Origin of the sequence: Kitasatospora sp. NPDC088134 (assembly GCF_044741705.1) — a bacterium.
Lineage (GTDB): Bacteria > Actinomycetota > Actinomycetes > Streptomycetales > Streptomycetaceae > Kitasatospora.
In genome coordinates this window covers 267,571-294,226 of the sequence record NZ_JBIUTD010000009.1, presented here as the reverse complement: position 1 = coordinate 294,226, position 26,656 = coordinate 267,571, and the positions used below count along the sequence as shown (strand labels likewise).

Below are 26,656 nucleotides of genomic sequence, written 5' to 3'. Positions count from 1 at the left end.
GCCCGTCGTTGATCCGGATCCCGCCCGAGGACGTCACCTGGAACACATGCCCCACCCCGTTCACCATCACCGACGTCACCTGACCCGCCTGCACCGCCGACCCCGAAGGCGGAGCGGGGTAGGGGTCGATGCCGTCGTTGGTCAGCCCGGCGGTGCCCGCGCAGCTCCACTGGCCGGGGCCGGCGGCGCGCAGGACCTTCTCGGCGATCAGGATCTGCTGCTGCTTGGTGGCGAGGTCGGCCCGGGCGGCGTACTGCCCGCCGCCGTAGGCGAGCCAGGTGCTGGAACTGAACTGCAGGCCACCGTAGTAGCCGTTGCCGGTGTTGATGCTCCAGTTCCCGCCGCTCTCGCACTGGGCGACCCGGTCCCAGGTGCTCACGGAGGCGGCCTGGGCCGGTGCGGTCGCCGCGAGGGAGCAGCCGAGGGCGGCGAGCACGGCGGTGCCGAGAAGTGCGGACAGGCGGGTGCGGGTCTTGCCGGGCATGCGGAGTCCTTGGGTGAGGAGGAGGAAGCGGTTTGTGGTGCCGGCTGGCTCGGGTGGCGCGGCGTCGAAGGTCAGAGGTTGTACCAGCCGCCCCAGGTGGACCTGCCGTAGTCGGCGTCCTGGCTGTGGGTGAGGCCGTCGGTGGTGGAGGCGAAGAGGTGGACGCTGTCGCGGTCGGCGGAGGCGGCGAGCTGGGCGACCAGGCTGCCCGGCCGGGTGGTCCAGCCGTTCCACCGGCCCGCGGCATAGTCGCCGTCGACGGTGTGGAAGAGGCCGTCCTCGGTTCCGGCGTACAGGTGGACGGTGTCGTTGCTGCCGGCCGCCGCAAGGGAGGTGACCAGGCTGCCGTCCAGGTCGTGCCAGCCGTTCCAGGCGCCGGCGGTGTAGTCGCTGTCGCCCGTGTGCAGCCGGCCGTCCTGGGTGACCGCGTACAGGTGGACGGTGTTGCGGGTGACGGCGGCGGCAAGTTGGGAGACCTGGCTGCCGCCCAGGTCGTGCCAGTCGGTCCAGGCGCCGGTGGCGTAGTCCTGGTCGGCGGTGCGCGGCACGCCGTTCTCGCGCAGGACGGCGTACAGGTGCACGGTGCTGCCGGTGGCCGCGGCCGTGATCGTCTCGATCCGGCTCCCGGGCAGGTAGTGCCAGTCGGTCCAGGCGCCGGTGGCGTAGTTCTGGTCGGCGGTGTGCAGCAGGCCGTCCTGGGTCACGGCGTACAGGTGCACGGTGTCGCCGGTGGCCGCGGCGGCGAGGGAGAGGACCAGGCTGCCGGGCAGTTGCCGCCAGCCGTTCCAGGAACCGGCGTCGTAGTTCCCGTCGTTGGTCTCCAGGTGGCCGTCGGCGGTGACCCGGAACAGGTGGGCGGTGTGCCCGGTCATCGCCGAGGCCAGCTGCGGGCCCTGCGGGAGCGGAGCGCCGCCGGTGAACCAGCCGTTGCCACGGGCCTGTTCGAGCGCGGTGGAGAAGGCGCGCGCGATGCGGGCGTAGCCGAGGTCGTTGGGGTGCAGTCCGTCAACCATCTCCGGGTTGGGGGCGTTGTAGGGCACCAGCGCGGGTGCGTCGACGAAGCCGAGGTGCCTGCCCTGCTGCTGCTCGGCGGGGGCGAGCTGCCGGAGCCGGTCGTTGTACTGGGCGATCTGACCTGCCGTCAGCTGGTTGTTGAGGCCGGGCGAGGTCGGTACGAGGCCCTGCAGGATGACGGTGATGCCGGGACGGTCGGCGAAGATCTGGTCGATCAGCGCCGCCGTGCGGTCGGCGGCACCGGCCTGGGTCCCGTGGTCCAGGTCGTTCGCCCCGATGTGCAGCAGCACGACGTCGGGACGGGCCATGGCGAGCCAGCGGTCCACGCTCGCCCGGATCTGGTCGATCGCGTACCCGCTGTGGCCCTCGTTCTCCGAATCGGCCATCGGGCCGTTGTGCATCGAGCCGACGAAGTCGACGGAGTACGAGGACTGTTGGGCCGTCAGATCGGCCAGGGGCTGGCGGTAGCCCCCGCCGGTGGCACTGCCGACGCCCCAGGTGATGGAGTCGCCGAGCGGCATGACGCGGACGACGTGCGGCACGGCGGTGGTGACTGCGGCGGTGGTGGCCGCGGCGGGGACGGTCACCTGGGCGGCGGCGGGAACGGCGGCGGCTCCGGTCACGGCCAGCAGGCCGGCCGCGGCCAGGGCGGTGAGGCGCTTCACGGGTTCTCCTGGAACGGGGACGGGACGGGGCGAGAAACAAAAAGGGAAAGGCGGCCCGGGGCGGTGTTGAAGGCGCCCCGGGCCGGATGGTGGGTCAGAGGTTGTACCAGCCGGCCCAGGTGGAGTTGGTGTAGTTGGCGTCCTCGCTGTGGGTGAGGCCGTCGGTGGTGTGGGCGTACAGGTGCACGGTGCTCCCGTCGGCGAGGGCGTCGAGCTGGTCGATCAGGCTGCCCGCCTGCGTCGACCAGCCGCCCCAGCTGCCCGGGGCACTGCCGTCCGCGGTGTGGAACAGACCGTCGTTGGTCCCGGCATACAGGTGCACGGTGCTCCCGGTGACGGCCGCGGCGAGGGTCTTGACGTTGCTGCCGTCGACGTTGCTCCACCCGCTCCAGCCACCCGCGGCGTAGTTGCCGTCGTTCTCGTGCAGCAGACCGTCGTTGGTCACCGCGAACAGGCGCACCGTGCTGCCCACCGCCGCGGCCGCCAACTGCTTCACATTGCCACCCGTCAGGTCGTACCAGCCGGTCGAGAAGGTGTCGGTGGCCGGATCCAGGTCCGCGCTGCGCGGCGCACCGTTCTGCAGCACCGCATAGAGCCGGATCCTGCCCGCCACCGTCACCGCCTCCAGACTCGCGACCTGGCTGCCCTCGACGACGTGCCACCCGCCCCACGTCCCGGTGCTGTAGTCACCGATCGCCTCCCGCAGCGTCCCGTCCTGCATCACCGCGAACAGATGCACCCGACTCCCCTCCGCGGCCGACGCCAACGACGACACCTGGCTGCCGTCCAACGACTGCCAACCGGTCCAACCACTGCTCGGGTAGTGCCCGTCGTTGATCCGGATCCCGCCCGAGGACGTCACCTGGAACACATGCCCCACCCCGTTCACCATCACCGACGTCACCTGACCCGCCTGCACCACCGACCCCGAAGGCGGGGTGTCGTCGCGGCCGCCCTTCGGCGAGGCGTAGCCGCTGACGTGCTGGGAGCCGTAGTAGCCGCTCGCGCTGATCACACCGCGGCTGACGACGCCGCTCTGGTTGCCGCCGATGGTGCCGATGGTGCCGTCGGAGTTGACGCTGGCGACCAGGGCGACGTGCTGGGCCCAGCCGGCGCCGTTGTACTCGAAGACGACCGCGTCACCGACGTGCGGGGTGCTGGAGAGGCCACCGCGGTACTCGGCGAAGCTGGCGGCGCGGGCGTCGAGGCCGGAGACGTCGACGCCGTCCTGGGCCCAGACCCACTTGGCGAAGTCGGCGCACCAGTTCTCGTTCGCGCTGTTGTAGTAGCCGTAACCGCCCGCGCTGTTCTGGCCGGAACCGGTGTTGCCGAGGTTGGCGGCGGCGATCCCGATCACCGTCGTGCCGACGGAGGCGGAGGCGGGGGTCGCACCGAAGGCGAGCGAGAGCGGGAGTGCGGCGGTGGCGGCGGCCAGGCCGATGCGGGCGAGCTTGGAGCGGCGGGCGGAAGGCATGACGAGGTCCCCCTCGGGATCATTGGGTCGGTGGCGCGGCAGACGTGCGGAACAACTCGGTCAGGTGTCCCGGTGGACAGCCGCCTCGCAGGAGCAGCGGTCCGTGCACACCGGGACGAGCTACTGACGCCGTGGGCCGGTGTGGCTGAACTCCGTTTCGGTGGCGAGTGGTTGACACCTCATCCGGTTCGCCGTCCAGTCCGTTCCCCGGCGGCGATCACCAGCTTCGCGGGCTGCGGGGCCCACCGGAAGGCGTTCCTGCTGTCCTCAATCGGACTGTCCGGAAGCAGACAGGAAGACATGTCCATGCCATGAATGACGTCCTGCCGCCGTGGCTGCGGTCGAGCCACCGGCCGACGGGCCGTCAGGCCGGGGCGGGTTCCAGTTCGGCCCGGCCGGCCGCGTCGGAGAGCTTGAGCAGCAGGGCGACCAGCAGCCAGTTGGCGGTCAGCGAGGAGCCGCCGGCGGCGAGGAAGGGCAGGGCCTTGCCGGTCAGCGGGATCAGGCCGGTGACGCCGCCGACCACCACGAAGACCTGGAGGGCGAGCGCGGCGGCGAGGCCGGTGGCGAGGAGTTTGCCGAACGGGTCGGTCAGGCCGATCGCGGTGCGCAGCGCCCGTTGCACCAGCAGCCCGTAGAGCAGCAGGACGGCCATCGAGCCGGCCAGGCCGAGTTCCTCGCCGACGGTGGTGAAGATGAAGTCGCTGCGCCCGGCGAAGCCGATCAGGAACGGGCGGCCCTGGCCGAGGCCGGTGCCGAGGACGCCGCCGGAGCCGAGGCCGAACAGCGCCTGGGCGGGCTGGTCGGAGATCAGCGCCGGGTCGTGCACGGGTTCGTAGATGTCCAGGGGGTGCAGCCAGGCCTCGACCCGGCCGTGCACGTGCGGTTCGAGGTCGCCGACCACGGCCGCGCCGCCGACAGCCATCAGCAGGCCGATCACCACCCAGCCGGTGCGCTCGGTGGCGGTGTAGAGCATCACCACGAACACCCCGAAGAAGATCAGCGAGGTGCCGAGGTCGCGTTCGAAGACCAGCACCAGCAGACTGACCGCCCAGATCGCCAGCACCGGTCCGAGGTTGCGCCCGCGCGGCAGTTGCAGGCCCCAGAGCCGTCGGCCGGTGAGTGCGAGGGCGTCCCGGTTGGCCGTCAGGTAGCCGGCGAAGAAGACCGCGATGGCGAGTTTCACGAACTCGCCGGGCTCGAAGGAGAGCCCGCCGAGCTGGATCCAGCGCTTGGCGCCGAAGGTGTCGCCGGGGAAGAACGCGGGCGCGGCGAGCAGGGCGAGCGCCCCCGCCATGGTCAGGTAGACGTACTTCTGGAACAGCCGGTGGTGCCGGACGGCGACCAGCAGTACGGCGGCGGCCGCGCAGCCGATCACCGTCCACTGGACCTGGCCGGGCGCGGCGGGGAGTTTCTGCCAGTCGCCCTTGGCGGCGTGCCAGAGCCGGTAGGAGAAGTCGAGGCGGTCGAGCAGGACGAGGCCGAAGCCGCTGAGGAACACCGCGAGCGGCAGGATCAGCGGGTCGGCGTAGGGCGCGAAGCGGCGCACCGCCAGGTGCAGCAGCAGGGCGAGGCCGGCCAGTGCGGCGCCGTAGGGCAGCAGTCCGGGCGGGGGTGCGTCGCGCAGCGCGTAGCTCGCCGACGTCCAGCCCGCCAGGCACACCGTCACCGCGAACGCCAGCAGCAGCAGTTCGCGGCTGCGGCGACGCGCGGCGCGGCGGCGGCCGACGCTCCGTGCTCCGGCTTTCATCCACCCTCCCCCGGTCGGTAGATTCTACAACGGTGTAGATGTTGAGCCCGGGGGCAGGTACCGTCCGGCCCCGGGACGACGACGCCCGGGACCCGCCCGCGGGTTCCGCCGCCGGTACCGAAGCCGGCCGCTCCCCCTGTCCGCCCGTGAGGAGAACCACCGGCATGCACCGGCCCGCAGCAGCAGCCGTCCCCTGGCACTGGTCGGCGCTGGCCGACACCTGGACCCTCGAACCGGTGGTCGCCGCCCTCGCCGCCCTGCTCGCGGCCGGCTACCTGGCCGGGGCGCGCCGGGAACGGGGCTGGCCCCCGTACCGGACGGCGGCCTTCCTCGGCGGCCTGGCGCTCTGGGTCTGGACCACCTGCTCCGGCCTGGGCGCGTACGAGCGGGTGCTGTTCGCCGACCGGGCGGTGCAGCTGGTCCTGCTGCTGATGCTGGTCCCGCTGCTGCTCGCGCTCGGCGCGCCCGTCTCGCTGCTGGCCGCGACCCTCCCGGCGGCGGGCCGGGAGCGGCTGCGGGCGCTGCTGGCCGGGCGGACCTCCCGGGTGCTGATGTTCCCGCTGGTGTCCACCGTGCTGCTGCTCGCGCCGCCCTGGCTGCTCTACTTCACGCCCTGGTACGAGCACACCCTGACCAGCGGGCCCTGGAACACCGGCTTCCACCTGGTGCTGGTGCTGATCGGCCTGCTCTACTTCTGGCCCCGCCTGCAGCTGGACCCGGTCGCGCACCCGTACCCGCTGCTGATCGGCGTGGTGATCAGCTTCGTCGAGGTGGTCTTCGACGCCGCCCTGGCGCTGGTCCTGCTGTACGGCGGCCACGTGCTCGCCGAGCCCTACTACGCCTCGCTCGCCCGGGACTGGGGCCCGACCCCGGCCCGGGACCAGTTCGTCGGCGGCAACGCGATCTGGATCCTCGGCGACCTGGTCGGCCTGCCGTTCCTGTGCGCGCTGATCCGCCGCCTGATCGTCACCGGCCGGGCCGAGACGGCGGCGGTGGACGCGGCCCTGGACGCGGCGGAGGCGGCCCGGCCCGTCCCGGTGGCGGTGCTCTCCGAGACCTCGGGCCCGCCCGCCGGCGACCGGCCCTGGTGGCTGGACGACCCGAACCTGCGCCACCGCTTCGGCGGCCGGGACTGACGCGCCCGGACCGACGGAACGTCAGCCGAGCAGCGCGGCGACCTCCGCCAGCGAGTGCACCCGCGGCACCTCGACCACCTCGCCGCTCGGCTCGCGGTCCAGCCAGATGCCGAGCAGCCCGGCGGCGGTGGCCGCCCGCGCGTCCACGTCCAGGCGGTCGCCGACGTACGCGGTGCGCTCCGGGGCGACGCCGAGCGTCCGGCAGGCCAGGTGGAAGATCTCCGGGTCGGGCTTGGCCCGGCCCGCCTCGGCGGAGGCCGTGGTGTGCGGGGCGAGTGCGCCGAGTCCGATGGCGTGCAGCTTGCGGCGCTGGATGTCGCCCTCGCCGTTGGTGATCACCCCGAGCCGCCGGTCGGCCGCCAACTCCCGCACCGCCCGCGGCACGTCCGGGTAGGCCCGCCAGGACCGCTCGTAGCGGCGCAGGTACCCGGCGAACCAGGCGTCCGCCCGCTCCACCGGCCACTCCCCCAGCCCCAGGTGCGCGGCCAGCCCGGTCGCCCGGCTCCGACGCTGCTCCTGCAGCGTCAACTCGCCCGCCAGGTACCGGTCGTACTCCGAACGTTCCAGCTCGCGCCAGTGCCGCAGCACGCCGTCCCGGTCCAGCGGCCGCCCGGGCAGCTCGGCGGCGGCCGCGGCGAGCACCGCCGCCTCGGCCGCCCCGTCGTGGTCCAGCAGCGTCCCGTCGAGGTCGAACAGCACCGCCTCGATCACCATCCAGCCCCCTCCTCCGCGCTCCGGGCCAGGACCGTCCACCCTACCTGCCCCTGACATTCCGTCACCACGGGGCCACCTTCCGGCCCCGCCGGGGCCACGCCGCGCTCACCCCGCCGTGCTCGGTCCGCCGTGCTCGGCCCACCGCGCTCAGCCCGTCCCCGCGTCGAGCTGGAGCAGGGCCCCGGCCAGGGTGCGCGGGCCGGTGAAGCGGGCCGGGTGGGCCTCGACCAGGGCGGTGACGGGGTGCCAGGTGCCGTGCGGGCCGGGAGCGAAGGCGAGGGAGCGGATCTCGTGGCCGGTGGCGGGGTGGTGCAGGTGGAGGGTGCCCTCGGTGGTGCGGGTGAGCCAGTGCGGGGTGCGCAGGCCGGAGCGGTAGCGCTGCCAGTGGTGGTCGGACCAGCGCAGCTCGGGGACGGCGTCCGGGCGGGGCAGCAGCATCGGGGCGAGGTGCGCGGGCACGGGGCGCAGCGGGGGCGGGAAGGCCCAGGCGGGGAGGGGTTCGGTGGCGGCCAGCCAGTCGGCGGGGATGCCGTCGAGGCCGGTGCGGGCCGCGACCACGCCGCCGGTGATCGCGGCGACGGTGTCGACGTCCCCGCCGGCGGCGATCGCGTCCAGCACCGCCCCGGGGTAGTCGGTGAGCCGCCGCGCCGCGCACCACAGCGCGTAGGGGACGGTGTCGGCTGCGCTGGTGCGGCTGCCGTTGCCGAGGACGGCGGCCACCGCCCGGACGTCGGACTGCGGGAGCAGCCGGGCCGCTTCGAGCAGGCCGGTGCGGACGGCGCCCGGCGGGGTGAGCGCGGCGGTGTCGGCGAGCAGCCGGGCGCCGGTGGTGGGTTCGGTGCGGGCGCGGGCGGCGAGCGCGGCGGCGACGGCCACCGCGATCGCGCCGTCGACGGCCTGCGGGTGGGTGTGGGTGGGCAGCGCGGTGTCGGCCGCGGGCCGGACGGCGGCGGCCGGGTCGTGCGCGTACGCGGCCCCGAGCGGGGCCACCCGCATCGCCGCGCCGTTGCCGAACGAGCCCTGGCCGTCGAAGAGTTCGGCCGCCAGCGCGCGGGCGTCGCCGCCCTCCCTGATCAGTCGGAGCAGCCGGTTGGCGGCGGGCCCGTAGCCGCGGTCGAAGTCGTGCCGCCGGGCGAAGGCGTGGGTGAGGTCGAAGGTGTCGATCGCGCCGCGCTCGCGGTGGGCGGCGTGCACGGAGCAGGCCATCTCGGTGTCGTCGGTCCACGGCCAGGGGCCGGGCGGGACGGTGCGGGCGGCGAGGTGGGTCCGGGCGGTGGCCGGGACGAAGAACTGGGCGCCGAGGGCGTCGCCGACGGACAGGCCCCGGAGGGCGTCGAGGGCGGGGCCGGGGTACGGGGTCGGTGGAATGGTCATACGTGTCCCACCGAACCGTGCCGGGGCCCGCGCCGTCAAGAGGGTTTGTAGCCGTCCTGAACCCGCTGAACTCCGGCCGGGCGGGTCCGTTCAGTCCCGCTGAGCTGCGATGATCGGCGGGTACGTCCCTTTCGTGTGAACGGTGGTGGTCCCCGTGGTGGGTGCGGTGCTGATCCTCGTCCTGGTGCTGGCCCTCGGCGGCTGCGCGTGCGTGCTGTGGGCGGAGCGCGGCGGCCCGGCCTGGACCAGGACGGTGTCCCGGGCGACGCTGGGCGCGGGCGAGCTGGTCCGATGGGCCGCGCGCGACCGTCGGCGGCGGCACCGCTCGATCGGCGGCAACTCCTCGGGCGACAGCGACTGCTGACGGTCCGTCAGTCAGGGTCGGCGACGCCCAGCGGGTCGGGGGCGGCGGTCAGCAGTTCGGGGCCGTCGGCGGTGGCCCGGTTGACGGCGGTGGGGACCGCCCGGACGGCGAAGTCCTCGGCGGGGGTGTCCAGCAGGTGGCGCAGCTCGGCCCGGTCGGTGTTCGCCGGGTCGAGCCAACTGTCCAGCTCGGCGCGGGGGATGAGCAGCGGCATCCGGTCGTGCACCCGGGCCGCCGGGCCGGTGGCGGCGGTGGTGAGGACGGTCGCGGTGGCGAGCCAGGCGTCCGGGTGGTCCTCGGGCAGGCCGGCGTCCCGCCAGAACTCGTACAGCCCGGCCATCAGCAGCACGCCGCCGGTGGACAGGAAGTACGGCTGCTTGTAGCCCTTGCGGCCCTCGGCGGCGGGGACCGGCCGCCACTCGTAGTAGCCGTCGGCGGGGATCACGCAGCGGCGGGTGGTGAACGCCTTGCGGAACGAGGGCTTCTGGTCGACGGTCTCCGAGCGGGCGTTGATCAGCCGGGCCGCGCCGGACCGGTCCTTCGCCCAGGACGGCACCAACCCCCAGCGCAGCGGCCGCAGTTGGCGCACCACTTCGCCGGTGTCCGGGTCGACCCGCTCCAGCACCGCCGGGACGAGGTCGGTCGGCGCCACGTTCCAGCTCGGCGCGAGCGCCTCGGCCGGGTCCCAGCGTGTGACGTCGAGCAGCGAGACCAGCGTCTCGGGTTCGGTGGTGGAGACGAAACGACCGCACATGCGTCCCACCCTGCCACCGAACGCCGACCACCGCACGCACCCGCCCCCGGTCCGCGCCCCCGAGCCGCCGCCGGTCGCCGGACTACACTCCGCGCCATGGACCACCATCCGCCGCTCGACGCCCTCGGCCCGTACTTCGCCGTGCGGACCGGCGAGCCGCCCGCCGGGTTCCGGCCGCTGGCGGGGCTGTGGGCGCCGGACGGGCCGCTGGGGGCGCGGATCGCCGAGGTGGCACGGGTGCTGGGCACGGACGAGCGGCGGGTGGCGGCGTCGACGGCGCATCTGGGGCTGGCGGCCCGGCTCTGGTCGGTGGCGCTCGGCACCGCCGTGCTCACGGGCCGGGTGCCCGACCTGGACGGGGCCCGGTTCGCGCTGCCGCCGCAGGGCCCGTTCGACCTCTGGCTGCCCGCCGAACCGGGACCGCCCGCGAGCGCGGCCGCGCTGCACACCGCCGTGGTCGACCGCCTGCTGCTCCCGCTCGGCGCCGCCACCGGCCTCGCCCCGGGGCTGCTCGCGGGCAACGCGGCCTCCGCCCTGGTCGGCACGGCCCGCCAACTCGCCCGCTTCCCCGGCCTGGGCGCCCCGGCCGCCGCCCTGGCCCGCGACCTGCTCTCCTCCCCCGCCCTGTCCGGCGCCGGCACCGTCACCCCACCGGGCGGCCCGCCGGCCTTCCGCCGCACCTCCTGCTGCCTCTACTACCGCGCCCCGTCCGGCGGCCTGTGCGGCGACTGCGTCTTCACCCGCCCACCGGCCGTCCACCGCTGAACCCCGGCCGGTCCGGACGACCGGTCCGGGCGGCGCCGTCAGTGCCGCCGGTCGGCCAGGTGGGCGGCGAGGACGGCGGGGGCCTCGGCCAGCGAGGGGCCGTACCAGGTGAGGTGGCGCCCGGGGAGCAGGGCGTACGGGAGGGCGGGGAAGGCTTCGGGGCCGTCGGTGGCGGTGAAGGCGTAGGGCTCGTCCGGGAGGATCAGCAACTCGGGCGCCAGGGCGTGGAGTTCGGGCAGCGGCAGGCGCGGGTAGCGGTCGGGGTGCGCGGCCGGGAGCAGGTCGACGCCGAGGCGGCGGAGCAGGTCGGCGGCGAAGGTGTCCTGTCCGAGGACCATCCAGGGGCGCCGCCAGATCGGCGCGACGGCCCGGACCCGGACCGCCGGCGGCTCGAACGCCCAGGCCCGGCGGGCGGCCACCAGCCAGTCGGGGCAAGGGAGTTGCAGGGCGTCCACGAGCAGCCGGTGCAGTGAGTCGAGGGCCTGGTCGAGGTCGCGGACGCAGGTGGTCCAGACCGGGAGGCCGGCGGCGCGGAGGGCGGCCAGGTCGGGGGCGCGGTTCTCCTCCTCGTTGGCGATCACCAGGTCGGGGCGGAGCGCGCGGACCGCTTCCACGGCGGGGTTCTTGGTGCCGCCGATCCGGGCGACGTCCAGCCCGGCGGGGTGGGTGCACCAGTCGGTGGCGCCGACCAGCAGGCCGGGGGCGGTGACGGCGACAGCCTCGGTGAGCGAGGGCACCAGCGAGACCACCCGCCGGACGACGGCGGGCAGCCGCACGTCCTCGCCCTCGTCGTCCGTCAGCAGCCGCTCCATGCCGGACACGCTAGCAGCGGCCCGCGGGCGCACCCGCGGGCCGCTGCTTCGCCGACGGCGTTACTTCAGGTAGGGGCCGTCGGTGCCGATCTTGCCCGGGGCGGCGTTCCTGCCGCCCAGGTCGAGGACGTAGACCCGCAGGTTGCCCTTGCCGGGGGCGGCGACGGACAGGGTGCCGTTGGTGACGGTGCGGACGTCGCCGGTGACGGCGTCCTGGTAGGTGCCGTTGGGGACGCCGGTGAAGGTGGCGGCGTCGGTGACGGTGACCAGCGCGAAGGAGTCGACCCCGCTCGCGGCGTCGGTGTAGCGGCGCTTGAAGGACATGCCGCCGCTGACGCCCTCGGTGGAGTACTGGCCCATCTGCAGGGCGGGGATCGCCCGGCGGATCTGGTTGAGCCGCTGCACCTGCTTGACCAGCGGCTGCTGGAGCGTGCCGGCGACGGCGCCGTCCGCCGCCGAGACCACCGAGAAGTCACCGGCCGTCACGTTGCCGGCGATCTTGTCGCCGTAGTAGGCGCGGCCGGTGCTGGCGAGCGGGCAGGACGGGCCGCAGTCGATCTGCTTCCCGGCCTGGAACTCGATCTCGGAGCCGTAGTACAGGGTCGGGATGCCGCGGAAGGTCCACATCAGCGCCATGTTCTCGGCCCAGGCGTCCGTCCCGCCGGTGTAGCGCACGGTGGACTTGTTCGGCCCGTAGTCGTGGCTGTCGACGTACACCACGTTGTAGGTGGCGTCGTTGGTCGAGTCGTCGGAGTCCTTGCCGTTGCCGAAGGCGTTGTGCGCGTCGCCGAAGTTCATGTGCATCCGCATGTCGATGATGTTCATGCCGGAGAACTTCGAGTGGTCGGGCGCGTGGTAGGTGTTGCCGTCCAGGAAGGCGTTGCTGGACGTCGGCTGGTTGCCGGTGCCCGACTGCTCCTCGTAGGTGTACTGGTCGAGGGCGGCCTGCACGTCGTCGGCGGTGTAGTCCTTGCGCTCCTTCCAGGTGTAGAACTGCGCGGAGTGGTTGACCGAGCCGCGGTTCCACTTGTCGTTGACGAAGGCGGCGACCTCGCCGAAGACGAAGAAGTTCTGCGCCTTGGCCGGGCCCCAGTCCTGGGTGACGCGCTGCTGGATCGCGGGCAGGAAGCGCCGGTTCCAGGTGACCCGCGGGACGTGCACGGCGGTGTCGACCCGGAAGCCGTCGACGCCCATGTCGATGTACTTGTTGTAGGCGCCGATCAGGTAGTTCTGCACCTCGGCGTTCTCGGTGTTGAAGTCGGCCAGGTCGTCGGCCAGCCAGCAGGAGCGGGAGTCCTCGCCCTCCCAGTTCCCGATCCAGCACTGATGAAAATATTTAGACGGGAACATGCCCGAAGTCGGGCTCGGCCACTGGCAGTTGTAGAGGGTGTAGCCCTCGGGGCTCTTGTACTGGGTCGGGTTGCCCCAGCCGACGCAGGTCTGGCCGGTGGGCTGGGTGGTGGACCACAGGTCGCCGTTGTAGTACGACTTGCCGCTCTTCGGCTCGACGGTCAGGCCGTCGTACTCGAAGCCGGGCTGCTTCTCGTCGTAGTACCAGGACCACTGCGCGTCCCGGACGCCGTACACGGTCGGCACGAACAGGCCCTTGGCGCCCCAGCGGGAGCTGTGGTTGTAGACCACGTCCTGGTAGATCTTGATGCCCTTGGCGTGGGCGGCGTTGATCAGGTCCTGGTAGGAGGCACCGGCCGACTCCAGGCGCGGGTCGACCTTGTAGAAGTCGTAGCCGTGGTAGCCGTGGTAGTCGTAGTCGGAGCGGTTCAGCACCACGGGGGTGATCCAGATCGCCGAGAAGCCGAGGCCCTTGACGTAGTCGAGCTTCTGCACCAGGCCCTTGAAGTCGCCGCGGAACATCGGGTCGTCGTTGGCCGCGTTGCCGGACTTCACGTCCTGGTTGCCGCCCCGGTTGTTCGAGCTGTCGCCGTCGTAGAACCGGGCGGTGAGCACGAAGTAGATCGGGTCCTTGCGCGGGTCGGTGCCGATCATCTCGCCGGGCGCGGCGGCCGGCGGGGCGTCCCCGGTGGTGGCCACCGCGGCGGCCGAGGCGGCCGAGACGTTCCCGGCGGCGTCCACGGCCCGCACGGTGTACGTGTACACGGTGCGCGGCTCAAGTCCGGTGTCGGAGTAGACCGTTGAGCCGACGTTGAGCACCGAGCCGCCCTTGGTCCCACCGGTGCGGGTGATCTGGTAGCCCGTCACCTTGGTGTCGTCGGTGGACGGTTCCCAGGTCAGCACGATCGAGGTGCCGGTGGCGGCGGCGTTCACGGCCGTCGGCACGCTCGGCGCGGTGGTGTCGGGGACGACCGCCGCGCACGGGTCGGCGGCGCCGCCCGTCACCTTGCCGTTCTGCACGGTCGAAGTGCCCGCCGGGACAACGTAGTTGGCGCCGTTGTTGTTGTCCCAGGTGCCGTTGCCGTTGTTGAACGTGGCCGCCATGGTGGCCGCCGCGCCCAGCGACACCGTCCGCTTGTACCAGCCGGGGCAGGCGAGTTGCATGCCGACGCCGGGCACCGCCGTCCACGCGCCGCCCGCCGGGGCGTAGTGCAGGTTGACGATGTTCCAGCCGACCACGGCCGTCGAGTAGAAGACGGTGGCGCTGTTCCCGGCCGGTGCGGTGGCGCTCGCCGACGGGGAGGGAGAGGAGGACGGGGAAGGGCTCGAACTGGCGCTGGGGCTGGGGCTGTTGGTGGCGGTGGCGCACGGGTCGCCGGTGCCGGTCACGCCGTCCTTGACCGTCACCGCGCCCGTGCCGAGGGCGTAGTTCCCGCCGCCGTTGTTGTCCCACGTCCCGGAGCCGTTGTTGAAGGTCGCCGCCAGGCCGTTCGCCGTGCCGAGAGCGACGGTCTGCTTCACCCAGTCGGTGCAGGCGGGTTCCATGGCCACGCCCGGGACGGTGGTCCAGGTGCCGCCGTTGGGGGCGTAGTGCAGGTCGTAGGCCGCCCAGTTGCGGCTCTTGGTCCAGTAGTACACCGTCGTGCTCGTGCCCGTGCCGCCAGACCCGCTCGGGCTCGAACTCGGGCTGGCGGTACTGCCGTTGTCGGTGCCGCACGGGTCGCTGTGGGCGATCGTGCCGTCCTTGACCACCACAGTGCCGGTGCCCAGGGCGTAGTTCTTGCCGCCGTTGTTGTCCCAGGTGCCGGTGCCGTCGTTGAAGGTCGCCTGCAGGCCGGTGGCGCCGCCCAGGTCGACGGTCTGCTTCACCCAGTCGGTGCAGGCCGCCTGCATGGCGATGCCCGGCACGGCGGTCCAGTTCCCGCCGTCCGGGGCCCAATGCAGGTTGTAGGCAGCCCAGTTGCGGGTCTTGGTGTAGTAGAAGACGGTGGCGGTGTTGCTGCTCGCCGCCGCCGTGTCGGTCACCGCGCCCGCAGTGGCCCCGAGTGGGGCGGCGGACAGCAGGCCGGCGGCCAGTGCCGCCACTGCGGTCAGTACGGCGGCGGTGGGGCGCCGCCGGTGCCGTGCTCGTCTGGTCAAGGGAGTGTCCCTCGGTACGGGGCCGCAGGCGGTGGGGAAGAACTGCCTCGCGGCAGGAAATGGGTGGGGGATCTTGCGCAAGAGCATGCAAGAGCTTCCAGGAGGTTACTGAGGCATGACCGGGCTGTAAAGCCTCCTCGACCCCACCCGTCGGCGGATATTCCGCCCGAAATCCGCCCCTTCCGCCGAAAGATTTTTCCGCAACGACCAGCCCGGCACGGCGGGCACCGGCGGCTCCAGGGCGCGATCGCCCGCTGCGCCACCGGCGGCCGCCGACCCCGGCCGGTCAGCCGATCAGGAAGAAGAGCGTGTCGGAGTAGTGCTCGAAGTGCTCGACGCCGTAACGCCAGGAGTCGTCCTCGACGTCGAACAGTTCGGCGAGCGCGGCCACGTCCTCCCGGCACTCCGGGTCGACCAGGGGTGCGGCGGCCCGGTAGGCGTCCATCGCGGCGCCGGACAGGTCGAGTGGGAAGCAGCCGATGTCGGGGTGGCCGTCGGGCGAGACCCCGAGGTCGGGGAAGCCGGCCGGCGGGCCGCCGAACAGGGCGTGGAAGGGCAGCAGTTCGGAGGGCACCCCGGCGGCCTTGAGCTCGTCGTCGACGTGGGCGAACCACTGGACGGGACGCCGGTAGTGGCCGAGCACGCCGACGTCCGACCCGCTCTGGGCCAGGAGCAGTTGCAGTGCCCGCTTGTGCGCGATCCCGTCCGCCGGGCCGGGCCGGACGATCTGCCCGGTGACCAGTTGCTCCAACGCCTCGGGGACCGGCGGCTCCGACCGCACGCCCTGGCGCGCCAGCCGCTCCTCCAGCGCGACGGCAGTGGGGCGCACCCGCTCCATCACCTCGGCCTGCCGGTCGTTCAGCCGTCCCCCGGAGTTCAGCAGCCCCAGTACCTCGGCCTTGTTCGCGCTCATGTACCTGATCGGTGTCCCCATGCCAGGCGATCCTGCCACCCGGCACCGACGGTGCACGAACCGCCCCCGGCGCGGAAGTCGGCCCGGGTCACTCCAGCGGGTCGCGGACCACTCCGGGCAGGTGCAGGACGGCCTGCAGGGCGATGTACAACTCGGCGGAGTCCAGGCGGCGTTCGAAGGTGCGGCCGGAGAGCTGCTCGATCCGGCGCAGCCGGTAGCGGATCGTGTTGGGGTGGCAGAACAGCACCTTGGCGGCCTTGTCGGCGGAGCCGTCGACGGCGAACCAGGTGGCCATCGTGGTGAGCAGCTGCTCGCGCTGGCTGTCGGGGAGTTCCATCACCTGGCCGAGCACCTGGTTGCCGATCCGGGACGCGGTCGACGGGGCGCTGGCGACCAGCATCGGCAGCGGGTTGGCGTCGAAGAGGGTGACCGTCTCCTCGGGGCGGGCCGAGCTGGCGAGCGCGACCTGGGCCAGGTGCAGGGCCTGCGGGGTCTGGTCGAGCCGGGTGTAGCAGGGGCTGACGCCGACCCGGCGGACGGTCCGGCCGCGCAGGGTGTCGACCAGCAGGTCGATCGCGGCGGCGGCGCGCATCGAGACGATGCCGATGTGCGCGTCGGGGGTGAGCCGCCAGGCCGAGCCCATCTCCTGTTCGCGCAGGGCGGGTTCGATGTCGGGCAGCGCCTGCCGGGCCAGGCCGGGGGCGTGCGCGACGACCACGGCGAAGGTGCCGTCGTACGGGAGGGTGAGCATGTCGGCGGCCTCCAGCACGGAGCCGGGGTTGCCCATGCCGCCGCGCAGCACCACGTCGACCAGGGCGGAGCGCTCCTGGTCGCGGCGGACCATCAGCATCGCGGTGGTCTCGGTGAAGGCGTTCATCATGGCGGTGGTGGACTCCTCGTTGAACCGCCACACGTCGGTCGCCAGGTGCACCAACTCCTCGGCACCGGCCAGGCCGTGGCGCAGCGACTCGGCGGCCATGCTCTCCCACAGATTGGCGAAGCCGATCCGGAACGCGGACTGCACGGTGGCCAGCGGAACGCCCTGTTCGGCCCGCAGCCGTCCGGTGCGGCGGGGCGCCTCCAGGGAGAGCCCCTCCTCGTGGGCGAGCCGGCGCAGGGTGAACTCGATGTTGCTGCGGACGGATTCGGTGAGGTCCCCGGCGGGCAGCGGCCCCGCGGAGCGGTACACGCTCATGGTGTCGCGGATCCGGCGGACCGTTTCCGCGGTGAGCGCGTCCAGGCGGTCGAGCAGGTGGCCGGCCAGTCGCGCGGCCGAGTCCACCGGCGCGTCGGAGAGTCGGGTTCCCATGCACCGAGCCTAGGCGGCTCGGGGCGGCGCGTTCACCCGGCGCGGGGGCGCGTCCGGGGCGGGCACCCGGTGGGGTGCTGGGACGGGCGGGGGCCGTACGGGCGTTCCAAGGGTGAGACCCCCAAGGGGTGTTGACGGTGCGTCAGGCCGTTGGGGGGAGGGTTTTGTCGCGGCCCACAGCGCGGGGCGGGGCCCCGCTGTTCGCCGGGACAGCGTTGTGGCCCGGGGGCCTGCGGGGGCGCGCGGCGGTCCTAGTCTCCTGCTCAGACCGCCCGGAGCCGCCGGGCCGGACCGACCGGAAAGGACGTCCGCGATGGAGAGCCCCGCCGAACTGTGCCTCGACCTGGTGATGGATCTGCTGCTGTCGCCGGAGGAGGCCTTCCCCGTCGCGGCGCGGCTGGCGTACTCCCCCGACGACCCGTACGCGGTGCACGTGTCCTTCCACGTGGACTCGGAGCAGCCGATCGGCTGGTTCTTCGCCCGGGACCTGCTGGCGCAGGGCCTGCTGCGCCCGACCGGCCTGGGCGACGTCCGGATCTGGCCGGCCGTGGTGGACGGGCGGCGGATGGTCACCCTGATGCTCTGCTCCCCGGAGGGCGACGCCTTCCTGCAGGCCCCGGCCGTGCTGGTCGCCCCCTGGGTCCGGCAGACCCTGCGCGCCGTCCCGCCGGGCGGCCCCGCCGAGCGCGACCGGGTCGACCGCGCCCTGGACGCCCTCTTCGCCGGCACCGGCCGCCCCGACCCGGCGTTCTGAGCCCCGGTCGGACGTACGGGGCGTGCCGGGCCCCGGCCCGGCGTGCTGAGCGTACTGGGCCCCCGTCCGGCGCGCTGAGCCGTTCGGTGCCCCGGGCCGGGAACGCTCAGCAGTCCTTGAGCGCGGTGCAGACCGGCTTGGCGAGCGCGGCCAGCAGCGCGGCGTCGTCCTGCTTGCCCCACGGGACGTTCACCGCGCCGCCCCTGGGGACGTCGGTCCACACGTTCAGCTCGACGACCGCGCCACCGCTGGTGGTCAGGTACTCGTGGACCTCGACGGCGCCCGCGCCGGCCTTGCTGCTGGGCAGCGTGACCACGGCGGCCAGCGTCTCGCTGTCGTCGGCGACGATCTTGACGGTGGCGCCCGGCGCGGTGCTCGGGCACGCCTTCACCTCGTCCTTGAGCGCGTTCAGCAGGCCGAACGAGGACTGCTTGGCGGCGCTGCTCTTCGCCGCGCTGCCGAAGCCGGCGATGCTCTCGGACCCGCTCCAGCCCTTGGTGCCGCCGCCGTTCAGGGCGACCGAGTCGACCCCGGGGACGGCGTCCGCCCAGGCCGCGTCCCGCTTGCCCAGGCACATCTCCTCGATCGCGAACCGGTCCCGGGGGCCGCCGCCGCGCGGCTGCCCGACCGCCCACCCGAGCTGCGCGTCCAGCGGCAGCGCGGCGGCCGGCAGCCAGACCGCGAGCGGCAGCTTGGACGTGCCGCCCGAGGCGACCGTGCCGGAGCGCGGGCTCCCGGCCGGGGCGGGCGTTCCGGACGGCCCGCCCGCCGGACTGCTGGCCGACCCGCCCGCCGGACTGCTCGCGGCGGGCGGCGGCGCGGCCGCCGAGCCGGCGGCGGTGGAGCCGCCGCCCTCGGGGTCGCAGGCCGTGAGCAGGGCGACGACGGACAGGCAGGCCGCGGTGACGGCGGCGGGGCGGAGCGGGCGCACGGGATTCCCTCGGTGGACGCGGAAGAGGCGGTCGGGCGGCGGCTCAGTAGCCCCGGGGCGAGCGGTGCGGGTCGGCCTGCTGCACCTTGGAGGCCAGGTCGTGCCCGTCCGCCGACACGTGGTAGCGGCTCTGGATGTAGTTCATCGACGCGGCGACGTTCGCCACCGGGTCGTAGATGTCCGTCGAGGTGCCCTTGACGTGGTACGCCGCGAAGGTGCTCGGGATGGTCTGCCAGCCGCCGCGCGAGCTGTTCAGCGGCGCGCCGTCGGCCTGCTTGGCGCCGTGCGCGTTGGTGTCCCACAGGTTCACCTGCGAGGTGGGCGCGTTGTACGAGGACTCGCGCTTGGCGATGGTCAGCATGCCCTGGGTCCAAGCCTCGCGGGCCTTGGGGTCGGTGATGCCCATCGCGTCGAGCGCCTTGGCGATGTACTCGCGGCAGGCCGCCTCGCCGCTGCCGTACTTGCCCTTGCCGCCGTAGGTGACGTCGCCGGTGGCGATCTTCCCGGCGTGCGAGATCTCGGTCTTCGGGTCATCGCCGTGGTGCTCGGGCTGGTTCGGGCTCTTCGGCTGGCCGTGGTGGCCGCCGCCCGGCTTGTGCGAGCCGGTGCCGCCGCCGGGCTTGTGCTCCCCGGTGCTGTGCCCGGGGCTCTTCGGCTGCCCGGGGTGGCCGCCCTTGCCGGGCTTGCTGACGCCCTCGTGGGCGCGCCGCTCGGCCTCCTGGTAGTGCTTCAGGACGGCGCCGAGCTTCCGGGTGTCCTCCTGCAGGTTCTCGGTGAGCTGCTTCTTGGTGGCCTCCAGGGCCGCCATCCGCTCCTTGATGGCGTCGACCCGTTCGTACACCTGGGCGATCACCGCGCCCGCGCCGAGCACGTTGCCGAGCAGCCCCGCCGAGACGTCGGTGGCCACGGCCTTCGTCATCGCCGCCTTGATCCGGCCGCTCTGCTGGTTGAGTTCACCCATTCGCTGCTGGATCTGCTGGAAGTCCTTCTGGATCTTCGCCAGTTCGCCCAGTTCGACGCCGAAACCCGCTGCCATGCTGTGTCTGCTCCCCCGTAGGACCTGACATCCGCTCAGGTCGGTTATCCCATCACACCCCGCCGGTACGCAATGACCCGCCCCCCGGTACCCCGCCGGACGGCCCGTAAACCTCCCCACCCGGACGGGCTGCGCAGGCACCCCCGGGCGGGTCGCCGAGATGCCCCGCCGGGCCCGGCGGGCGATCATGGCAGGTGCGGACCGCCTCCCGGCGGCCCCGCGTTCGGTTCCGCGCTGTCGACCGGTTCGGCACCCGACCGGAAAGGCTGGGATTCGATGTTCCAACTCCTCTGGATTCTGCTGATCGGCTTCATCCTGGGCGTACTGGCCAAGCTGATCCTGCGCGGGCCGCAGGCCATCCCGTGGTGGCTGACGATGCTGCTCGGCGCGGCCGGCGCGCTGCTCGGCAACCTGGTGGCCGGGTGGATCGGTGTCCGGCACACCGGCGGCATCGACTGGATCAGGCACTTCCTGCAGATCGGCTTCGCGGTCGCCCTGGTCGCGTTCGTCGCCCCGGCCTGGAGCAACTCCCGCACCAACAGGTAGCGGCCCCGCCGCCGCCCGCCACGACCGCCCGCCGCGCCACCCGCGCGGCGGGCGGTCGTCGTGCTCCCCCTCTCCCGGTGGGCCCCCTCCCCGGTGGGGCTCTCGCGGCCTTCCGCAACAGCACGGTCACCGGGCGGCCCGGTGTGTCACCGTCCGGTACCGATGCGGTCCGGAATCGGCGCATCCGCCCCCGCGGGGACGGCCCCGGGCCCTAGCGTCCTGCTCCGTACCTGCCGGACCGCCGCGCCTGCCGCACCGCCGCCACGACCGCACCTGGGGGAACCCGCCGTGAACAGCCGTCCGCCTCTCGCCGCCCGCGCCCTGCTCGCCGCCGCCGCGCTCACCGCCACGCTCGCCCTCACCGCCTGCGACCCGGAGGGCACCGGCGACGCCGCCGCGACCGGTGCGGCGCCCACCGCCACCGCCCCGGCCTCCCCCGCCGCCAAGACCTCCGCCCCCGCCGCCGGCGGGAAGCACGGCCTGGTGGACGCGAAGACGGCCGGCGGGCTGCCCCGGGCCACCGGGACGCAGCAGCTGTCCGACGTGCCCGTCGACCCGGGCGAGATGCGCGACTCGATGCGCCTGATCGAGGCCAACTTCCAGCGCCCGGGGAAGGCCGCCGCCCGCCCGGTGCTGTTCGCGGGCGTCGACAACGTCCCCGAGGAGCCGAGCAAGCGCCGCGAGCACCTCTGGCGCGGCCTGATCGACTACGCGCTGGGCGAGGGCTCCACCGGCACCCCGGGCACCTCCACCCCCTACCCGGCCGGTCCGCTCGGCGGCAACCTGGAGTGCTTCGCGCTCGGCGCGGACGCCCTGTGCGGCTGGGTCGACACCTCCACCGCGGCCGTCGCGCTCTTCCCCGCCACCTCCCCGGCCGACGCCGCCAAGCTGTTCGCCGCGATGCGCGCCGACCTGGAGCACTGACGCCCCGCACACACACTATGACGTTCCGTCAACTTTCTTCAGTGGTACGAGTGTTGACGCAATCCACTCGTTCCGGAAGGCTTCCGGTCCGTTCCCGCGGCCGCCGGGCCGCGGCCGGCCGCGAGGAGACGCCGTGCGCTATTCGGGAGTTGCCTGGACCGGGGTCGGTTTCGAGGTCGCCGTGCTGGACGGGGCCGGGCGGCCGGTCGGACCCGCGGCCCGGTTCGCGGCCGGGCGGCTGGGCTCGCTGACCGACCACCTGCTGCGCCTGCAACGGGAGTTCGCCCGGGCGGGCCAGCACCTGGTGACGGTGGTCGACTCGACCAACGGCGTCGTGGACGGCGCGCTGACCGGCGCCGGCCTGACCGTCTACCGGGCCGATCCGTGGGTGCTGCCGGCCCGGCCCGCGTTCGGATCGGTCGCGGCGGCGGAGCTGGCGGGCGCCGCCGCCCGCGACCTCGGCTCGGTGGTGCGGCTCGAACCCGGCGCCGGCACGCTGGCGGGGCGCGGTACCGAGATGGTCGCGGACATCGACGCCAGCGCCGCCGACCTGGAGCGGATGCGCCTCGCCGGACGCTGCCGCTGGGCGGAACCGTCCGAACTCCCGGTGGTGGCACTGACCTTCGACGACGGCCCGAACCCGCCGTACACCGGCCGGGTGCTGGACGTGCTGGACCGGTACGGCGTGCCCGCGACCTTCTTCTGCGTCGGCCTGCACGCCCTCGCGCACCGCGCCGAGTTGGAGCGGATGGCCACCGCCGGCCACCAGATCGCCAACCACACCTGGTCGCACCCGTACCTGCCGGACCTGTCCCGGTCCGAACTGGTCGCCCAACTGGAGCGCACCGACCAGGCGCTGACCGCCGCGGTGGGCGGCGAAGGGCCCCGGATGTTCCGGCCCCCGTACGGCGGGCGGACCCCGCAAGTGCTGAGCTGGCTGCGCGAGTTGGACACCACCATGGTGCTCTGGGACGTCGAGCCCGCCGACTGGTCGATGCCCGGCGCGGACGCCATCGCCGCGGCCGTCCTGGCGCAGGCCCGGCCCGGCGCGCTGATCCTGCTGCACGACGGGGGCGGCGACCGCTCCCAGACCGTCGCCGCCCTGCCCGCCGTCATCGAGGGCCTGCTCGACCGCGGCTACGGCTTCGCCCGGGTCGACGGCCTGCCCGGCCCCGGCCGAACACCGTCCTGAGCCGGTGAACGGACGACGGCGAACGGACGACAGGGCACCCGGCCGCGGCGCGGCGCCGGCCCGGGCCCCGGGACAGACCGTCCCCGGCGGCCCCAGGGTCTGTCGTCGAACCCCCGGCGCGGCCCCGCAGTGTCCGGTGCGTGCTCTCGGCGTGCCGGCCGGAAGCCCTCGTACTGGGTGTACTCGGGTTTTCGGCCGGTGCGGCGAGAGGGCGTGCCGGGCTCCGTGGGGCAGGCGGGGGTTCGACGACAGGCCCTAAGGTCTGCTGCGACGCACCGTCATGGTGCGCGGGGTGGCGGCGGGATCAGCGGGGTCAGGGGGCTGGGCGTGGCGGAGAACGGCGACGGGGAACCGGCGCGGGTCGGGATCGAGGCGGGTGGTGAGCGGTCGGTGGCGGCCTGGTCGATCGACCGGGTCGACCAGAGCCGCCACTACTACGGCGTCTCCGGGGCGGCGGACGATCCGCTGGTGGCGGTGTCGACGGCCGCCCCGCTCGGCGTCCGGGACGCGGCGGCGCCGCTGCGCGGCCGGGACGGACTGCTGGCCGCCGTCGGGGCCGATCTGCGCGCGCCCGGCGCGGGGCGGCTGGTGGTGCTGTCCGGGATGGGCGGCTGCGGCAAGACCTCGCTGGCGCTGGAGATCGCCGCCGGGCACCCCGGCCGGGTCTGGTGGGTGGACGCCCGCAGCGACTCCGTCCTGGAGGCGTCGCTGCGCGCGGTGGCCCGGCAGGCGGGCGCCGACCCCGGCCAACTCGCCCACGGCGACGCGGCGGACGTCCTGTGGTCGGCGCTCGGCCGCCTGCGCGAGCCCTGGCTGCTGGTGGTGGACAACGCCGACGTCCCGGCCCTGCTCGACGGCCCGGGCCGGCTCGCCGCCGGGACCGGCTGGCTCCGCCCCACCACCGGCGCGGGCACGGTCCTGGTCACCACCCGCGACGGCTCCCCCGCCACCTGGGGGCCCGGTGCCCGCCACCATCGGGTCGGCCCGCTCACCGAGGAGGTCGAGGGCGGGCCGGACGCCGCCGCCCAGATCCTGCTGGACCGCGCCGGCCCCGCCGCCGGCGCCCCCGCCGAGGCCCGCGCCCTGGCCGCCCGCCTCGGCGGCCTCCCGCTCGCCCTCCACCTGGCCGGCACCTACCTGGCCCGGACCCTGGGCACCCCGCCCGCGTACCGGGCCGCCGACACCCCCGTCACCTTCGCCGGGTACCACTCCGCCTGGAACGCGGGCGGCCCCGCCACCCTCGACCACGGCCAGTCCCTGGCCCGCACCTGGTCGATGTCCGTGGCCCTGCTCGAAGAACGCGGCCACCCGCACGCCCGCGCCCTCCTCGAACTGATCGCCTCCTTCGCCGACGCGGACCTCCCCTACACCCTCCTCCTGACCCCCGACCTCCTCCCCGACCTGGACGGCCCCACCCTCTGGGCCCACCTCACCGCCCTGGAGTCGGTCGGCTTCCTCACCTTCTCCACCGCCGGGTCCCTCCCGCTGCTGCGCATGCACCCGCTGGTCCGGGACGCCTCGCACACCCCGCCGACGGAGACGACGGTGCGGCTGCTGGTGGCCGCGGTCCTCTCCGAGGAGATCGGAGAACCGGACGATCCCGCCGCCTGGCCCAGCTGGCAGGCACTCACCCCGCACGTCCTGGAGGCGTTCCACCGCGCGGAAGACCTCCGGACCGGCGAGCTGACGGAAGCCGCCGGCCTCGTTGCCGACCATCTCCACCAGGCCGGACTCCTCGGGCCGGCCCGGGCCGAGTACGAAGCCGTCCTCGCCGCGCAGCGCGAGCTCCTCGGCGACAACCACTCCGAGACCCTGGCCACCCGCCACAACCTGGCCGGCGTCCTGCGGGCCCAGGGCCACCTGCAGCAGGCCAGAGCCGAGCACGAAGCCGTCCTCGCCGTACAGCGCGACCTCCTCGGCAACAACCACGCCGACACCCTGACCGCCCGCCACAACCTGGCCAGCGTCCTCCATCTGCAAGGTCACCTGCCGCAGGCCCGGGCCGAGTTCGAAGCCGTCCTCGCGGCCCGGTGCGAGCTCCTCGGCGACGAGCACCCTCACACGGTGTCGACGCGCGAAGCACTGGCGTACATGGCGGCCGCGAGGTCCCGCCCCTGGTGGCGGCGGGTCTTCGGTTGACGCCCCGTCAGGGGGTGTCGCCCGTGTGGTCCCAGTGGCGGGGGTCGCCCTCGCGCGGGGTGTAGTGGGAGCGGCCGCTTCCGCCGTGGCGGCCGAGGTGGGTGGTGAGGGCGGCGCCGGCGGCGAAGGCGGCGGGGGGCCAGCCGGTGGTGTCGAGGAGGAGGCCGTCGAGGGGACCGCCGACGAGTTCGCGGTAGTCGTGGCCGGGGCGGGGGCCCGGGTCCTCGTGGTCGGCGCCGTAGACCCGGCCGCGGAGCAGCTGTTCGTCGTGGTCGTGCTTCTCGTCCATCCGGCCAGGCTGGCATCCGGGACCGACAGCGGCGGTCCCGGTCAGCGGCGGCGCAGCGCCGGGTCGAGCAGGGCGGGCGGGGTGTCGTGCTTCTCGTCGGGGGCGAGGTCGGTGCCGGGGGCGACGACGGCGTCGATCGCGTCGAGGACGTCGGCGCCCAGGACGGTGTCGGCGGCGGCGAGTTGGGCGGCCAGGTGTTCGGGGGTGCGGGGGCCGATCAGGGCGGCGGTGACGGCGGGGTGGGCGGTGACGAAGCCGAGGGCGAGCTGGATCAGGGTCAGTCCGGCCGCGTCGGCGATCTCCGCGAGCCGTTCGACGGCGGCCAGCCGGGCCCGGTTGGCGGGGAGGGCCGGGTCGAAGCGCTGCGGCATCGTCGCGGCGCGGTGGGTGGTGGCCGCGCGGCCGGCCCGGACGGCGCCGGAGAGCCAGCCGGAGGCGAGCGGGCTCCAGGCGAGGACGCCGAGGCCGTACTCCTGGGCGACCGGGAGGACGTGGGCCTCGACGCCGCGCTGGAGGGCGGAGTAGCTGGGCTGTTCGGTGGCGTAGCGGCCCAGCCGGTGTTCGCGGGCGGCCCACTGGGCCTGCACGATGCGGTGGGCGGGGAAGGTGGAGGAGCCGAAGCTGCGGATCTTGCCGGCCCGCCGGAGGTCGGTGAGGGCGGCGAGGGTCTCCTCGTCGCTCGTGCTCGGGTCCCAGCGGTGGATCTGGTAGAGGTCGACGTGGTCGACGCCGAGCCGGCGCAGGCTGGCGTCGAGCGCGGTGGTGAGCCAGCGGCGGGAGCTGCCGCGGTGGTTGGGGTCGTCGCCCATCGGCAGGCCGGCCTTGGTGGCGAGCACGACGTCCTCGCGGCGGCCGGCGACGGCGCGGCCGACCAGCTCCTCGGACTCGCCGCCGCTGTACACGTCGGCGGTGTCGATGAGGTTGATCCCGGCGTCGAGGGCGGCGTCGACCAGGGCGGTCGCCTCGGCCTGGGTGGTGCGGCCGATCCGGCCGAAGTTCATCGCGCCGAGCGCGAGGGTGCTGACCCGGATGCCGGTGCGGCCGAGGGTGCGGTACTGCATGGCTGTCGCCTCCGTGGGCGGTCGAGGGGGTGCGCGGGCAGGCGCGGGAAGGGCACCGCTCGACTAGACTCGAAGCGGAACCTTGTTCCAGATACGATACGGAACATGGTTCCGTTTGTCGAAGCCCCCGGAGACAGCGCCCCATGACCACCCCGCCCACCCCGCCGACCACCACCTCCCCTTCGGCCCCCGCCCGGGGCCGCCGCTCCGACGCCGTCCGCAACCAGCGGGCCCTGCTCGCGGCGGCCGCCGAGATGTTCGTCGCCTCGGGCGTCGACGTCCCGATCCGGGAGATCGCCGCGAAGGCCGGCGTCGGCGTCGGCACCATCTACCGGCACTTCCCCACCCGGGCCGACCTGGTCGTCGCGGTCTACCGCCACCAGGTCGAGAGCTGCGCCGAGGCCGGGCCCGCCCTGCTCGCGGCCGCCGACTCCCCGCTCGACGCGCTGCGCCGCTGGATCGACCTGTTCGTCGACTTCCTGGTCACCAAGCACGGGCTCGCGCACGCCCTCCAGGCCGACAGCGGCTTCGACGCCCTGCACGCGCACTTCCTCGACCGCCTGGTCCCGGCCTGCGCCGAACTGCTGGACGCCGCCGAGGCGGCCGGCCGGATCCGACCCGGCGTCGGCGCCTACGAGCTGATGCGCGGCATCGGCAACCTGTGCATCGGCGGCGGCACCGACCCCGCCTACGACCCCCGCCGCCTGATCGGCCTGCTGCTCGACGGCTTGAGCAACAGCGCTGGCACAGAAGGAGATTGACGGATC

24 protein-coding genes are annotated in these 26,656 nt (G+C 74.1%); 9 read left to right on the top strand and 15 right to left on the bottom strand.

Annotated elements, in window-relative coordinates:
• The 4 genes from ACIOHG_RS17700 to ACIOHG_RS17685 form a co-directional block, all read right to left on the bottom strand.
• Positions 1 to 484 (bottom strand): transglycosylase family protein (locus ACIOHG_RS17700; protein WP_400951180.1); only part of this gene is annotated, 484 nt, incomplete at its 3' end.
• Positions 485 to 555: 71 nt separating this feature from the next.
• Positions 556 to 2,163 (bottom strand): GDSL-type esterase/lipase family protein, encoded by a 1,608-nt coding sequence (locus ACIOHG_RS17695; RefSeq protein WP_400951177.1) that lies wholly within the window; start codon positions 2,161 to 2,163, stop codon positions 556 to 558.
• Between the two features lie 94 nt (positions 2,164 to 2,257).
• Positions 2,258 to 3,637 (bottom strand): CHAP domain-containing protein, encoded by a 1,380-nt coding sequence (locus tag ACIOHG_RS17690; RefSeq protein ID WP_400951174.1) that lies wholly within the window; start codon positions 3,635 to 3,637, stop codon positions 2,258 to 2,260.
• Between the two features lie 364 nt (positions 3,638 to 4,001).
• On the bottom strand, positions 4,002 to 5,387 hold the full coding sequence (locus ACIOHG_RS17685) for an FtsW/RodA/SpoVE family cell cycle protein (protein WP_400951171.1): 1,386 nt from the start codon (positions 5,385 to 5,387) through the stop codon (positions 4,002 to 4,004).
• Between the two features lie 164 nt (positions 5,388 to 5,551).
• Between ACIOHG_RS17685 and ACIOHG_RS17680 the strand changes: the two genes are divergently transcribed.
• Positions 5,552 to 6,523 (top strand): cytochrome c oxidase assembly protein, encoded by a 972-nt coding sequence (locus tag ACIOHG_RS17680; protein WP_400951169.1) that lies wholly within the window; start codon positions 5,552 to 5,554, stop codon positions 6,521 to 6,523.
• A 21-nt stretch (positions 6,524 to 6,544) separates the two neighbouring features.
• Here ACIOHG_RS17680 and ACIOHG_RS17675 read toward each other — a convergent pair whose 3' ends face one another.
• Together ACIOHG_RS17675 and ACIOHG_RS17670 are read right to left on the bottom strand one after the other, a co-directional pair.
• Positions 6,545 to 7,237: an HAD family hydrolase gene (locus ACIOHG_RS17675; protein ID WP_400951167.1), complete on the bottom strand. Its 693-nt coding sequence runs from the start codon at positions 7,235 to 7,237 to the stop codon at positions 6,545 to 6,547.
• Positions 7,238 to 7,384: 147 nt separating this feature from the next.
• Complete coding sequence (locus ACIOHG_RS17670; RefSeq protein WP_400951165.1) at positions 7,385 to 8,611, bottom strand: ADP-ribosylglycohydrolase family protein; 1,227 nt, start codon at positions 8,609 to 8,611, stop codon at positions 7,385 to 7,387.
• Positions 8,612 to 8,753: 142 nt separating this feature from the next.
• Here ACIOHG_RS17670 and ACIOHG_RS17665 point away from each other — a divergent pair, with 142 nt between their 5' ends.
• On the top strand, positions 8,754 to 8,975 hold the full coding sequence (locus ACIOHG_RS17665; RefSeq protein ID WP_400951163.1) for a hypothetical protein: 222 nt from the start codon (positions 8,754 to 8,756) through the stop codon (positions 8,973 to 8,975).
• Between the two features lie 7 nt (positions 8,976 to 8,982).
• Here ACIOHG_RS17665 and ACIOHG_RS17660 read toward each other — a convergent pair whose 3' ends face one another.
• Positions 8,983 to 9,729, bottom strand: a complete 747-nt coding sequence (locus ACIOHG_RS17660) for an SOS response-associated peptidase (protein WP_400951161.1) — start codon at positions 9,727 to 9,729, stop codon at positions 8,983 to 8,985.
• A 96-nt stretch (positions 9,730 to 9,825) separates the two neighbouring features.
• On the opposite strand from ACIOHG_RS17660, the gene ACIOHG_RS17655 reads away from it, so the two are divergent.
• Positions 9,826 to 10,494, top strand: a complete 669-nt coding sequence (locus ACIOHG_RS17655; protein ID WP_400951158.1) for a (2Fe-2S)-binding protein — start codon at positions 9,826 to 9,828, stop codon at positions 10,492 to 10,494.
• A gap of 38 nt (positions 10,495 to 10,532) precedes the next feature.
• Here ACIOHG_RS17655 and ACIOHG_RS17650 read toward each other — a convergent pair whose 3' ends face one another.
• The 4 genes from ACIOHG_RS17650 to ACIOHG_RS17635 form a co-directional block, all read right to left on the bottom strand.
• On the bottom strand, positions 10,533 to 11,306 hold the full coding sequence (locus ACIOHG_RS17650) for a helical backbone metal receptor (protein WP_400951157.1): 774 nt from the start codon (positions 11,304 to 11,306) through the stop codon (positions 10,533 to 10,535).
• 60 nt (positions 11,307 to 11,366) lie between these two features.
• On the bottom strand, positions 11,367 to 14,795 hold the full coding sequence (locus tag ACIOHG_RS17645) for a carbohydrate binding domain-containing protein (RefSeq protein ID WP_400951155.1): 3,429 nt from the start codon (positions 14,793 to 14,795) through the stop codon (positions 11,367 to 11,369).
• A gap of 286 nt (positions 14,796 to 15,081) precedes the next feature.
• Positions 15,082 to 15,729, bottom strand: a complete 648-nt coding sequence (locus ACIOHG_RS17640; protein ID WP_400951152.1) for a hypothetical protein — start codon at positions 15,727 to 15,729, stop codon at positions 15,082 to 15,084.
• Positions 15,730 to 15,796: 67 nt separating this feature from the next.
• On the bottom strand, positions 15,797 to 17,017 hold the full coding sequence (locus ACIOHG_RS17635) for a PucR family transcriptional regulator (protein WP_400951150.1): 1,221 nt from the start codon (positions 17,015 to 17,017) through the stop codon (positions 15,797 to 15,799).
• A gap of 313 nt (positions 17,018 to 17,330) precedes the next feature.
• Between ACIOHG_RS17635 and ACIOHG_RS17630 the strand changes: the two genes are divergently transcribed.
• A complete protein-coding gene (locus ACIOHG_RS17630) occupies positions 17,331 to 17,771 on the top strand; it encodes an SsgA family sporulation/cell division regulator (protein ID WP_400951148.1) in 441 nt (146 codons plus the stop codon).
• Between the two features lie 106 nt (positions 17,772 to 17,877).
• On the opposite strand, the gene ACIOHG_RS17625 is transcribed toward ACIOHG_RS17630, so the two are convergent.
• Positions 17,878 to 18,702, bottom strand: a complete 825-nt coding sequence (locus ACIOHG_RS17625; protein WP_400951145.1) for a hypothetical protein — start codon at positions 18,700 to 18,702, stop codon at positions 17,878 to 17,880.
• 43 nt (positions 18,703 to 18,745) lie between these two features.
• On the bottom strand, positions 18,746 to 19,738 hold the full coding sequence (locus ACIOHG_RS17620) for a transglycosylase SLT domain-containing protein (protein ID WP_400951144.1): 993 nt from the start codon (positions 19,736 to 19,738) through the stop codon (positions 18,746 to 18,748).
• Between the two features lie 276 nt (positions 19,739 to 20,014).
• Between ACIOHG_RS17620 and ACIOHG_RS17615 the strand changes: the two genes are divergently transcribed.
• The 4 genes from ACIOHG_RS17615 to ACIOHG_RS17600 all read left to right on the top strand — a co-directional run bounded on the left by ACIOHG_RS17615 (position 20,015) and on the right by ACIOHG_RS17600 (position 24,539).
• Positions 20,015 to 20,284: a GlsB/YeaQ/YmgE family stress response membrane protein gene (locus tag ACIOHG_RS17615; protein WP_400951141.1), complete on the top strand. Its 270-nt coding sequence runs from the start codon at positions 20,015 to 20,017 to the stop codon at positions 20,282 to 20,284.
• A gap of 288 nt (positions 20,285 to 20,572) precedes the next feature.
• Positions 20,573 to 21,208: a hypothetical protein gene (locus ACIOHG_RS17610; protein WP_400951139.1), complete on the top strand. Its 636-nt coding sequence runs from the start codon at positions 20,573 to 20,575 to the stop codon at positions 21,206 to 21,208.
• 133 nt (positions 21,209 to 21,341) lie between these two features.
• The gene (locus ACIOHG_RS17605; protein ID WP_400951136.1) at positions 21,342 to 22,400 is read left to right on the top strand and encodes a polysaccharide deacetylase family protein; all 1,059 of its coding nucleotides are present in this window, start codon (positions 21,342 to 21,344) and stop codon (positions 22,398 to 22,400) included.
• A gap of 327 nt (positions 22,401 to 22,727) precedes the next feature.
• Entirely contained in the window at positions 22,728 to 24,539 is a 1,812-nt protein-coding gene (locus tag ACIOHG_RS17600; protein ID WP_400951133.1) for a tetratricopeptide repeat protein, read from the top strand.
• Positions 24,540 to 24,546: 7 nt separating this feature from the next.
• On the opposite strand, the gene ACIOHG_RS17595 is transcribed toward ACIOHG_RS17600, so the two are convergent.
• Together ACIOHG_RS17595 and ACIOHG_RS17590 are read right to left on the bottom strand one after the other, a co-directional pair.
• Positions 24,547 to 24,828: a hypothetical protein gene (locus ACIOHG_RS17595; RefSeq protein ID WP_400951131.1), complete on the bottom strand. Its 282-nt coding sequence runs from the start codon at positions 24,826 to 24,828 to the stop codon at positions 24,547 to 24,549.
• A 41-nt stretch (positions 24,829 to 24,869) separates the two neighbouring features.
• Positions 24,870 to 25,889, bottom strand: coding sequence for an aldo/keto reductase (locus ACIOHG_RS17590; protein WP_400951128.1), 1,020 nt, complete (start codon positions 25,887 to 25,889; stop codon positions 24,870 to 24,872).
• Between the two features lie 143 nt (positions 25,890 to 26,032).
• Here ACIOHG_RS17590 and ACIOHG_RS17585 point away from each other — a divergent pair, with 143 nt between their 5' ends.
• Positions 26,033 to 26,650: a TetR/AcrR family transcriptional regulator gene (locus tag ACIOHG_RS17585; RefSeq protein ID WP_400951125.1), complete on the top strand. Its 618-nt coding sequence runs from the start codon at positions 26,033 to 26,035 to the stop codon at positions 26,648 to 26,650.
• Positions 26,651 to 26,656 lie beyond the last annotated feature (6 nt).

What these genes read in the sequence shown, in the direction of transcription:
- ACIOHG_RS17655 (WP_400951158.1), top strand. Translation starts at nt 9,826, where the DNA reads ATGGACCACCATCCGCCGCTCGACGCCCTCGGCCCGTACTTCGCCGTG.
- ACIOHG_RS17690 (WP_400951174.1), bottom strand. Translation starts at nt 3,637, where the DNA reads ATGCCTTCCGCCCGCCGCTCCAAGCTCGCCCGCATCGGCCTGGCCGCC.
- ACIOHG_RS17635 (WP_400951150.1), bottom strand. Translation starts at nt 17,017, where the DNA reads ATGGGAACCCGACTCTCCGACGCGCCGGTGGACTCGGCCGCGCGACTG.
- ACIOHG_RS17675 (WP_400951167.1), bottom strand. Translation starts at nt 7,237, where the DNA reads ATGGTGATCGAGGCGGTGCTGTTCGACCTCGACGGGACGCTGCTGGAC.
- ACIOHG_RS17615 (WP_400951141.1), top strand. Translation starts at nt 20,015, where the DNA reads ATGTTCCAACTCCTCTGGATTCTGCTGATCGGCTTCATCCTGGGCGTA.
- ACIOHG_RS17685 (WP_400951171.1), bottom strand. Translation starts at nt 5,387, where the DNA reads ATGAAAGCCGGAGCACGGAGCGTCGGCCGCCGCCGCGCCGCGCGTCGC.
- ACIOHG_RS17630 (WP_400951148.1), top strand. Translation starts at nt 17,331, where the DNA reads ATGGAGAGCCCCGCCGAACTGTGCCTCGACCTGGTGATGGATCTGCTG.
- ACIOHG_RS17620 (WP_400951144.1), bottom strand. Translation starts at nt 19,738, where the DNA reads ATGGCAGCGGGTTTCGGCGTCGAACTGGGCGAACTGGCGAAGATCCAG.
- ACIOHG_RS17640 (WP_400951152.1), bottom strand. Translation starts at nt 15,729, where the DNA reads ATGGGGACACCGATCAGGTACATGAGCGCGAACAAGGCCGAGGTACTG.
- ACIOHG_RS17590 (WP_400951128.1), bottom strand. Translation starts at nt 25,889, where the DNA reads ATGCAGTACCGCACCCTCGGCCGCACCGGCATCCGGGTCAGCACCCTC.
- ACIOHG_RS17585 (WP_400951125.1), top strand. Translation starts at nt 26,033, where the DNA reads ATGACCACCCCGCCCACCCCGCCGACCACCACCTCCCCTTCGGCCCCC.
- ACIOHG_RS17680 (WP_400951169.1), top strand. Translation starts at nt 5,552, where the DNA reads ATGCACCGGCCCGCAGCAGCAGCCGTCCCCTGGCACTGGTCGGCGCTG.
- ACIOHG_RS17670 (WP_400951165.1), bottom strand. Translation starts at nt 8,611, where the DNA reads ATGACCATTCCACCGACCCCGTACCCCGGCCCCGCCCTCGACGCCCTC.
- ACIOHG_RS17650 (WP_400951157.1), bottom strand. Translation starts at nt 11,306, where the DNA reads ATGGAGCGGCTGCTGACGGACGACGAGGGCGAGGACGTGCGGCTGCCC.
- ACIOHG_RS17660 (WP_400951161.1), bottom strand. Translation starts at nt 9,729, where the DNA reads ATGTGCGGTCGTTTCGTCTCCACCACCGAACCCGAGACGCTGGTCTCG.
- ACIOHG_RS17595 (WP_400951131.1), bottom strand. Translation starts at nt 24,828, where the DNA reads ATGGACGAGAAGCACGACCACGACGAACAGCTGCTCCGCGGCCGGGTC.